6 protein-coding genes and 1 tRNA gene are annotated in these 9,338 nt (G+C 38.3%); 2 read left to right on the forward strand and 5 right to left on the reverse strand.

Translation table 11 applies throughout. From position 1 onward, the window contains the following. Nucleotide 1 precedes the first annotated feature (1 nt). The 4 genes from ACK4R1_RS14705 to ACK4R1_RS14720 all read right to left on the reverse strand — a co-directional run bounded on the left by ACK4R1_RS14705 (nucleotide 2) and on the right by ACK4R1_RS14720 (nucleotide 2,384). Nucleotides 2–77, reverse strand: a tRNA-His gene (locus tag ACK4R1_RS14705). Nucleotides 78–141: 64 nt separating this feature from the next. Next, entirely contained in the window at nucleotides 142–858 is a 717-nt protein-coding gene (bshB1, locus tag ACK4R1_RS14710) for a bacillithiol biosynthesis deacetylase BshB1 (RefSeq protein WP_409688756.1), read from the reverse strand. A 42-nt stretch (nucleotides 859–900) separates the two neighbouring features. Continuing rightward, complete coding sequence (locus tag ACK4R1_RS14715; protein WP_409688759.1) at nucleotides 901–1,962, reverse strand: chorismate-binding protein; 1,062 nt, start codon at nucleotides 1,960–1,962, stop codon at nucleotides 901–903. After that, a complete protein-coding gene (locus ACK4R1_RS14720) occupies nucleotides 1,959–2,384 on the reverse strand; it encodes a PaaI family thioesterase (protein ID WP_409688762.1) in 426 nt (141 codons plus the stop codon). The genes ACK4R1_RS14715 and ACK4R1_RS14720 overlap by 4 nt, the downstream gene beginning before the upstream one ends. A 170-nt stretch (nucleotides 2,385–2,554) precedes the next feature. On the opposite strand from ACK4R1_RS14720, the gene ACK4R1_RS14725 reads away from it, so the two are divergent. Continuing rightward, nucleotides 2,555–4,045, forward strand: a complete 1,491-nt coding sequence (locus ACK4R1_RS14725) for a hypothetical protein (protein WP_409688764.1) — start codon at nucleotides 2,555–2,557, stop codon at nucleotides 4,043–4,045. Nucleotides 4,046–4,162: 117 nt separating this feature from the next. Further along, nucleotides 4,163–7,837, forward strand: coding sequence for a phosphoribosylformylglycinamidine synthase (gene purL / locus ACK4R1_RS14730; RefSeq protein ID WP_409688766.1), 3,675 nt, complete (start codon nucleotides 4,163–4,165; stop codon nucleotides 7,835–7,837). Nucleotides 7,838–7,922: 85 nt separating this feature from the next. Here the strand turns inward: purL and ACK4R1_RS14735 are convergent, their stop codons facing one another. Then, complete coding sequence (locus tag ACK4R1_RS14735; RefSeq protein ID WP_409688768.1) at nucleotides 7,923–8,570, reverse strand: porin family protein; 648 nt, start codon at nucleotides 8,568–8,570, stop codon at nucleotides 7,923–7,925. Between the last annotated feature and the right edge of the window lie 768 nt (nucleotides 8,571–9,338).

A 9,338-nucleotide genomic window follows, 5' to 3' on the forward strand; every position in this document is an offset into this window, starting at 1 on the left:
TGGGTGAAAGACGGGTCTCGAACCCGCGACCTTCGGAACCACAATCCGACGCTCTAACCAACTGAGCTACAATCACCATTTGTTTATGCGAGTGCAAATATACTGCAAAAGTTAACTTTTGCAAAAATTCTTATTACTTTTTTACTTCAAATCTGATAAGCTATTGACAGCCACATACCTTTCAGCTGTAAAACCTTCGGCATAGTCAACACCTACCAATCTTCCGAAGTCTTGAGATCGATAATGTATGCTTTCCAAAAAGTTTTTGGTAGCAATCGGCGTAACAGGTTCCTTGGAGTTTTCAGAATAAAATTGGGAACCATAAGCCAAAATTGAAGCTTCTTTTTTAGCTATAAAATCGGTAATGTCAACCACAAAATCAGGCTCGATGTTTTTCCACTGAATGTAATGGTAAACCACTTTTGGTCGCCATGCTTCCTGAACTTCACCTTCATGAGTCGTTTCTATCTTTCGCAAACCCGATAAAAAACAAGCATCGGAAACCAATTTACTTCCTTTACCATGATCAATGTGTCGGTCATCAATAGCATTACAAATCACTATTTCCGGACGGTATTTTCTAATGCGTTTGATAATTTCCATTTGATGCGCTTCATCATTAACAAAAAAACCATCGCGCATGTCGAGATTTTCACGAACGGAAATACCCAATATCTCCGCAGCCAATTTGGATTCCTGATTTCTAATTTCCACCGAACCACGCGTTCCGAGTTCACCACGAGTCAAATCGACGATACCGACTGTTTTCCCCAAAGCAACTTCTTTGGCAATCGTACCACTACAACCCAATTCCACATCATCAGGATGCGCACCGAAAGCTAGTATATCTAATTTCATATCATTCTATGTTATTAATTGCCAAAATTATCAATTATCAATTTATAAAACCTTTCTCATTGTCATCGATTTATTCACCGTTTCCATAAATTCATCCGCAGGAACACTGTCTTTGGTAATGCCGCAACCCATAAAAATTTGGGCCGTATCGCCAATAATTTTCATACAACGCAAATTCACAAATAAATCGGATTGTTCTGTTCGAAAAGTGGCAAAGTCGATATTCAATTCGCCTAAAAATCCGGAATAATATTCGCGGTCGTAACTTTCATTCTTTAGGATAAATGCTTTTGCCGATTCCTTAGGCAAACCACAAACTGCCGAGGTTGGATGTAAAGCCGTAACGATTTCTCCTTTGGCCTTTTTAGATTTTATTGTTGCCGAAATATCAGTTTTAATGTGCCAAAGATTGCCAGCTTTGACGGAATACGGACTCGAAACAGTCAATTCACTGACTTTATTTTGCAAACTTGTTGTTATGAACTCCGTGACTAATCGTTGTTCATTGATTTCTTTTTCGTGCCAAATAATATTCTCTGCTTTGGTGCCGATTTGTGTTCCGGCCAGAGCAACCGTTTGCAATGACTTCTGATTTATTTTTAGAAATTGTTCGGGCGTTGCGCCCATCCACATTCCAATCTTTGGATGAAAAAAACAATATTTAAAAGCTGTCGGATAAAAAGCAATCAACTGTTTGAAAACCGTTTCTAAGTCGAATTGCCTCAAAAGCACTTCTTCTTTTCTGGATAAAACCACTTTTTCAAAAGCGCCTTTAACTATCGCTTCCACACCTCTTTTTACCAAGTTTTCAAAAACAATTTTGGCCGTTTGATCAATCTCAGGCGAAATATTATTAGTTATCAAATAATCCTTCTGAACGATTTTTTCCACATAAACATCGCATTCTTTTTGAGGAATATAGGGCATCAAATCACCATCAAATGGTGCAAAAACAAACCCTTTCGTTGCAAAATCTTCCAGAAAATACAAATGGTCATTCTTTTGGAACAAACCAACCATTTTATCCGAATTGGGCTTCGCATACAACACAAAAGGCAATTGCTGCTCTTGATGGGTTTTGACTTTTATAAATAAATCGGTCATGACCTTCTGGGTAAAATCATGTTGGTTAATTTACAAAGCGAAATGAGTTTGTCGTTCTCATCCGTGATTTTTATTTCCCAAAGATGAATGCTTCTGCCTTGGTGAATAATTCTGGCGGTACAATACACCATACCTTCACGTTTACTTTTCAGATGATTGGCAGAAATTTCAATACCGCGGACTTCTTGCTTGTCCGTATTAATGAACATTAGTGAAGCGGCACTTCCAACACTTTCGGCCAAAGCCACTGTGGCGCCACCATGTAATAATCCCATCGGTTGGTGTACTCTGGAATTGACCGGCATTTTCGCGGTTAAAAATCCTTCGCCTGCATCAATATATTCAATTTCTAAAGTTTGCATTAACGTGTTGTTACACCATTCATTGCATAATTGGAGTACTTTTTCTTTATCAAATGACATAGCTTTTTTTTGTAAAATTACTACTTATTTCCCACAAGGAAAAAGCAGATAAAATGAAAATACTAAAAAGGTCTTTTTATCGTTATTAGTAAAGACAATTTTCAAATTTTCAAATGGTCTTATTTTCAAATTAAACTTTAATACTTACATTTACCAAAATTCATTTTTACATGCGCAATATCATTATCCTTTTTATTGTTGGTTTAGCCATCTCTGTAAGTTCTTGTCGTGAAGACTTTCAATTTGAAGCCAGTACCGGCAATTTGACTTTTTCTAAAGACACCGTTTATTTGGATACGGTTTTCACCAATATCGGTTCGAGTACCTATACACTAAAAGTCTACAATAAAAGCGATAAAGACATTAAAATTCCAACCATCCAATTAGGTAAAGGACAAGCCTCAAAATACCGCATGACGGTTGACGGAATGGTAGGCGAAAACAACCGCATTTTTCACGATGTCGAATTATTAGCCAAAGACAGTTTGTATATTTTTATAGAAGTCACCACCGATGTTGCTTCTGCCAATCCAACGGATTTTTTATATACTGATCAAATTCAGTTTGACAGCGGTGACAATTTCCAAAAAGTGGAATTGGTAACCCTGATACAAGATGCCTATTTTTTATACCCGAAAAGATTTGCCGATGGAACTACAGAAACCCTTAATATAGAAGGAATTGAAGAACCCGTTTATGGTTTCTTCCTTGATGAAAACGACCCTGTTAATGGCAATGAATACAATTGGGGTAATGACAAACCTTATGTTATCTACGGTTATGCTGCTGTGCCTAATGGAAAAACACTGACCGTTCAACCTGGAGCGAAAATTCATTTTCATGCGGAGTCTGGTTTAATTGTGGGTAATGGCGGTTCGTTTAAAGCCGTTGGAACCTTACAAAACAAAATCATTTTTGAAGGCGATCGATTGGAACCCGGATTTTCAGATGTACCCGGACAATGGGAAACGATTTGGCTAACCGCAGGAAGTACCAATAATGAAATTGAACATGTTGTCATCAAAAATTCAGTTGTCGGATTAAACATTGACAGCAATGACGGCAATTTTATGACGATTAAGAATACCGAAATATACAATTCATCATTAGTTGGTATTTATGCTAAAACGGCCAAAATACAGGGTGAAAACATCGTAGTTAATTATGGAGGCGTTGCCGCTTTAGCTTGTACTTTAGGTGGAAGTTATGATTTCAAACATTGTACTTTCAATAATAATTGGTCGAGTTCAAGACAAGTTGCCGTTTTGTTAAATAATTATTACAAAAATGAAAGCAATCAAAATGTGGCTTTTGATTTAACCCAAGCCGATTTTAAAAATTGTATCATTTACGGCAGTAATACCTATGAATTAAAATTAGATCCTGATACTTCAGAAGATTTTAATTATTCTTTTACCAAATGTTTGATAAAATTCGGCTCAAGTACAGATGCGCTTTACAGTTGGATTTTTAACAATCCGGAAATCAAAAGAAACGAAAATCCAAGATTCTTAAACATCCAAAGCAACAAATTAAACATCGGTGAAGACTCCGCAGCCAGAGATTTTGGAGATAATGTTGGAGTACCATTTGATATTTTGGGTAATCAAAGAATAACTTTTGATGCCGGCGCTTATAATTGGACTACTTTTGAAGATTAATTTGTTGAAAAACCTTTTTTCATTTTCGCATTTTTTAATCTAAATTTGCAACACAACAACTAACACCCGAGGCGATGCCGAATTGTATGGAGCGCAGCGGAATAAAATAACTACAAAATGATTCATTTCTTCGGAAACGAAAGCAATACTGTTTTTGCCGTACAAGCGCAAAACGAACTTTCGGCAGAAACTATCTCAAAACTAAACTGGCTTTTTGACCACGCACATAAAATAGAAAAATCCGTCCTGACGGATTTTTTTGTTGGCCCACGTGCCGCTATGGTAACGCCTTGGAGTACCAATGCCGTTGAAATCACCCAGAATATGGGCATCGAAGGCATCATCAGAATCGAAGAGTTCGAAAAAGTTTCGGCTGATTTCAATGATTTCGACCCAATGCTTTCGCAAAAATACAACGAGTTAACCCAAGATATTTTTACCATCAACATTCTGCCGGAGCCGATTCTTGAAATTGATGATATTGCAGCTTATAACCAACAAGAAGGTTTAGCGCTAAGTATAGAAGAAGTTGATTATTTGAATAGTGTTGCCCAAAAAATCGGTCGTAAATTAACCGATTCAGAAGTTTTTGCCTTTTCGCAAGCCAATTCTGAACACTGTCGCCACAAAATCTTCAACGGAACATTTGTAATAGACGGCCAAGAAAAAGAAACTTCTTTATTCAAACTCATCAAAAAAACATCAGCCGAAAATCCAAACGATATTGTTTCGGCTTATAAAGATAACGTGGCTTTTGTCAAAGGACCAAGAGTTACGCAATTCGCACCGAAAAGTGCCGACAAACCTGATTTTTACGAAACTAAAGAATTTGATTCTGTCATTTCACTAAAAGCAGAGACTCACAATTTCCCCACAACCGTTGAGCCTTTTAATGGAGCCGCAACCGGTTCAGGTGGAGAAATTCGCGATAGATTAGCTGGTGGACAAGGTTCGTTACCTTTAGCCGGAACTGCCGTTTATATGACCGCTTATTCTCGTTTGAAAGACAATAGAACTTGGGAAAATGGCATGACCGAAAGAAAATGGTTGTACCAAACGCCAATGGACATTTTAATCAAAGCATCAAACGGTGCTTCTGATTTCGGAAATAAATTCGGACAACCGTTAATCACAGGTTCAATCTTAACTTTCGAACACCAAGAAGCATCCGAATTTGAGGAAGAACCAAATACAAACAGAAAGCTAGGTTACGACAAAGTCATCATGCAAGCGGGCGGAATTGGCTACGGAAAACTAGACCAATCCATCAAAAAGAAACCGACAGCCGGAGATAAAATCGTTATCCTTGGTGGTGAAAACTATAGAATCGGAATGGGTGGCGCTGCCGTTTCTTCTGCAGATACCGGTGCTTTTGGTTCCGGAATTGAACTAAATGCGATTCAACGTTCTAACCCTGAAATGCAAAAACGGGCGGCCAATGCTATTCGCGGTTTGGTGGAAAGTGATAACAATCCTATCGTTTCTATTCATGATCACGGTGCCGGTGGACATCTAAATTGTCTTTCCGAATTAGTAGAAGAAACCGGCGGTTTGATTGATTTAGACAAATTACCTATTGGTGACCCAACATTGTCTGCCAAAGAAATCATTGGCAACGAATCTCAAGAAAGAATGGGCTTAGTCATTGGCCAAAAAGATATTGATACTTTACAAAGAATCGCCGACAGAGAACGTTCTCCTATGTATCAAGTTGGTGAGGTAACCAACGACCATCGTTTTACTTTTGAAAGCAAAGCAACCGGAGCCAAACCAATGGATTATGCGCTGGAAGATTTCTTCGGAAGTTCACCAAAAACGATTATGACGGATAAAACCATCGATAGAAATTACACTGATTTAGACTATAGTAACGATTATATCCAAGACTATTTAAGAGATGTATTAAAGCTCGAAGCCGTAGCTTGTAAAGATTGGCTGACCAACAAAGTTGACCGCTGTGTGGGCGGACGCGTGGCCAAGCAACAATGTGTCGGACCATTGCAATTACCATTGAATAACGTAGGTGTAATGGCTTTAGATTTTAACGGAAAAGAAGGGATTGCAACTTCCATTGGTCACGCTCCAATTTCAGCATTGATTAATCCTGCTGCCGGAAGTAGAAATGCGATTGGGGAAGCTTTATCAAACATTGTTTTTGCGCCGCTAAAAGAAAATTTAAAAAGCGTTTCCTTGTCGGCCAACTGGATGTGGGCTTGTAAAAACGAAGGAGAAGATGCCCGTTTATACGAAGCGGTTCAGGCTTGTTCTGACTTTGCCATCGAATTAGGCATCAACATTCCAACCGGAAAAGACTCACTTTCGATGAAACAAAAATACCCGAATGACGAAGTGATTGCACCGGGAACGGTAATTATTTCAGCAGCTGGAAATTGTTCGAATATTACTAAAGTGGTTGAACCTGTTTTGCAGAAAAATGGTGGTTCAATTTATTATATCAATTTATCACAAGACGATTTTAAATTAGGTGGAAGCTCCTTTGCTCAAGTATTGAATAGAATCGGAAACGAAACCCCTACGATAAAAGATGCCGCATTCTTCAAAAAAGCATTTAATACCATCCAAGATTTAATCAAAGAACGTCAAATCCTTGCCGGACATGACATCGGTAGCGGTGGTTTGATTACGACTTTACTGGAAATGTGTTTTGTCGATAACAATTTGGGAGCAAAAATCGATTTCTCTTCCTTCGAAGAAAATGATTTGGTTAAGATTTTATTCGCCGAAAATATTGGATTAGTACTTCAAGCGAAAGACGATGCCGTATTCGAAAAAGCTTTATCCGGAATTGAATTCTTCAAAATTGGAGAAGTTGTCCATTCAGAATCATTGACTATCGAAGATTTAGTACTTAATATTAAAACTCTAAGAGATGATTGGTTCGAAACTTCTTACCTACTCGACCAAAAACAATCCAAGAATAATAAGGCCAGAGAGCGTTTTGACAACTATAGTCACCAGCCTTTACAATACCAATTCCCAAGTCATTTCACCGGGTTAAAACCTACAATCGACTCTTCAAAACCACGACCGAAAGCAGCTATTATTCGCGAAAAAGGAAGCAATTCCGAGCGCGAAATGGCCAACGCCATGTACTTGGCCGGATTTGATGTCAAAGACGTTCACATGACCGATTTAATTTCTGGACGTGAAACTTTAGAAGACATTCAGTTCATCGGCGCCGTCGGAGGTTTCTCTAATTCTGATGTATTAGGTTCCGCCAAAGGTTGGGCCGGAGCCTTTTTATACAACGAAAAAGCCAATACTGCTTTAAAGAATTTCTTAAAACGCGAAGACACTTTATCTGTAGGCATTTGTAACGGTTGTCAATTGTTCATGGAATTGGAAGTCATCAATCCGGAACACGAAATTCACGGAAAAATGAAGCACAATGATTCCCACAAACACGAAAGTATTTTCACTTCGGTCAAAGTACAAGAAAACCATTCGGTGATGCTGAAAACGTTAGCCGGAACAACACTTGGTGTTTGGGTTTCACATGGTGAAGGTAAATTCCATTTGCCTTATGAAGAAAGTCAATACAACATCGTAGCCAAATACGCTTACGAAGGTTATCCGGCCAATCCAAATGGTTCCGATTATAACACTGCCATGCTTTGCGACAAAACCGGTAGACATTTAGTAATGATGCCACACATTGAGCGTTCCACTTTCCCATGGAACTGGGCACATTATCCAAGCAATCAAAAAGACGAAGTTTCGCCATGGATTGAAGCTTTTGTCAATGCCAGAAAATGGATTGAAAATAGATAATATTCTTGATTGGTAAATTTACCATATAAGTCATTTAAACTTTTATATGAAACTTATATGCCTTATATGGTAAAAAAGTTTTTATCTAAAACCTATAACCAATAGTAGCCTGATACCACATATTTTTATAACGTGGTGTATCTGAAGTACCGTCGCCGTTATTTTCACTTACATCCCAACCGGCTCTCAAACCAATAACCATTTGGTCAACATTAAAATCCACCCCACCGGTTAAACCAAAAATATTTTTACGAAGATTAGCATTGCTGAATTCTTCTTCTTGTGTAGCCGAAATTGTTCCTCCCTTAAAATTATCGGTTTGTTTTGTCAAGTAGGAAAATTGTGGTCCAAACAAAATAGAAACGCTTTCCACCGGTTTAAAAGAAACCAAAATCGGCACATCAATAAAATTACTCGTTCTGGTCATTTCATAAGTACTGCCTAAAAAAGTCCCTGTCGATTTAAACCCTTTTTGAGAGAACAAAACCTCTGGCTGAATTCCGAAATAGCTTCCAAGAGGAATAGAAACAAAACCCCCAATCGCAAAACCTATCTTCGAATCCGCAACAAAATCTTCTCCTTCAGAGTCATATACATTTGATAAATTAACACCTCCTTTTATCCCAAGAGATATTTTTGAGCGGTTATCAGTTCCCGTCTTCTCTTCTGTTTGTGCCAAAGCACCCGTGGTTGATAACGTAATCATTGCGATTACCATAATTACTCTTTTCATAGTTCTAATAATTTAAAGTTATAATGAAAAATTTGGGTGTTATTAATTTCCTAACAACATTGTAAATTTCGTCATAAATCTTCAAGCACTTCTTACAGAACTATAATTATCATTTACATAATTATGGCGTGTCCCTACGGGTCGGGCTGTCCGGGTTACATGGTAACCTCTCCCATCCCTCACGCGATTAACTGCAATAATACGAACCTAGTTATTTATAGAGAATCTTTAACCAGTAATAAAAATATACTTACACAATGCCACCCTGTCCCGAGGCTTCGGGAGTCGAAGGCTAACTCTTTGTAAAACAAAATCCCATCGGGATTGAATACCGGTAACGGCGGGTTTCAAACCGCTGTAAAACAAAAAACCTATGATATATAGAGGAGGAAGCCCAGTGGGCTTCAGATTTGAAATTAAAAGGAGGACTGCCAGTGGCAGTCAGGTACGCGAACTTCAGTTCGCCTATAATCTAAAACAAAAAATCCCCATCAAATAAATGATGAGGACTTTCAAAAAAAAGGCGGCGGATCGACCGAAGGAACACGCCACATCTATAAAAAAATGAGTCCTGACTAAATAGTCAGGACTCACTAAAAAAAAGGTGGCGACTCCCGATAGCTATCGGGACTCCCACATTACTGCAGTACCATCTGCATTTGATATTAAGAGGAGGAAGCCCGGTGGGCTTCAGGTACGCGAACTTCAGTTCGCCAACAACCATAAACAAAAAACCCCATCCGTTAGGATAGGGTTTTCAAAAAAAAA

This window comes from Flavobacterium sp. (genome assembly GCF_046293665.1).
In the GTDB taxonomy this organism is placed as follows: domain Bacteria; phylum Bacteroidota; class Bacteroidia; order Flavobacteriales; family Flavobacteriaceae; genus Flavobacterium.

Coding starts and splice junctions, on each gene's coding strand:
- bshB1 (WP_409688756.1), bottom strand. CDS start 858: ATGAAATTAGATATACTAGCTTTCGGTGCGCATCCTGATGATGTGGAA.
- ACK4R1_RS14715 (WP_409688759.1), bottom strand. CDS start 1,962: ATGACCGATTTATTTATAAAAGTCAAAACCCATCAAGAGCAGCAATTG.
- ACK4R1_RS14720 (WP_409688762.1), bottom strand. CDS start 2,384: ATGTCATTTGATAAAGAAAAAGTACTCCAATTATGCAATGAATGGTGT.
- ACK4R1_RS14725 (WP_409688764.1), top strand. CDS start 2,555: ATGCGCAATATCATTATCCTTTTTATTGTTGGTTTAGCCATCTCTGTA.
- purL (WP_409688766.1), top strand. CDS start 4,163: ATGATTCATTTCTTCGGAAACGAAAGCAATACTGTTTTTGCCGTACAA.
- ACK4R1_RS14735 (WP_409688768.1), bottom strand. CDS start 8,570: ATGAAAAGAGTAATTATGGTAATCGCAATGATTACGTTATCAACCACG.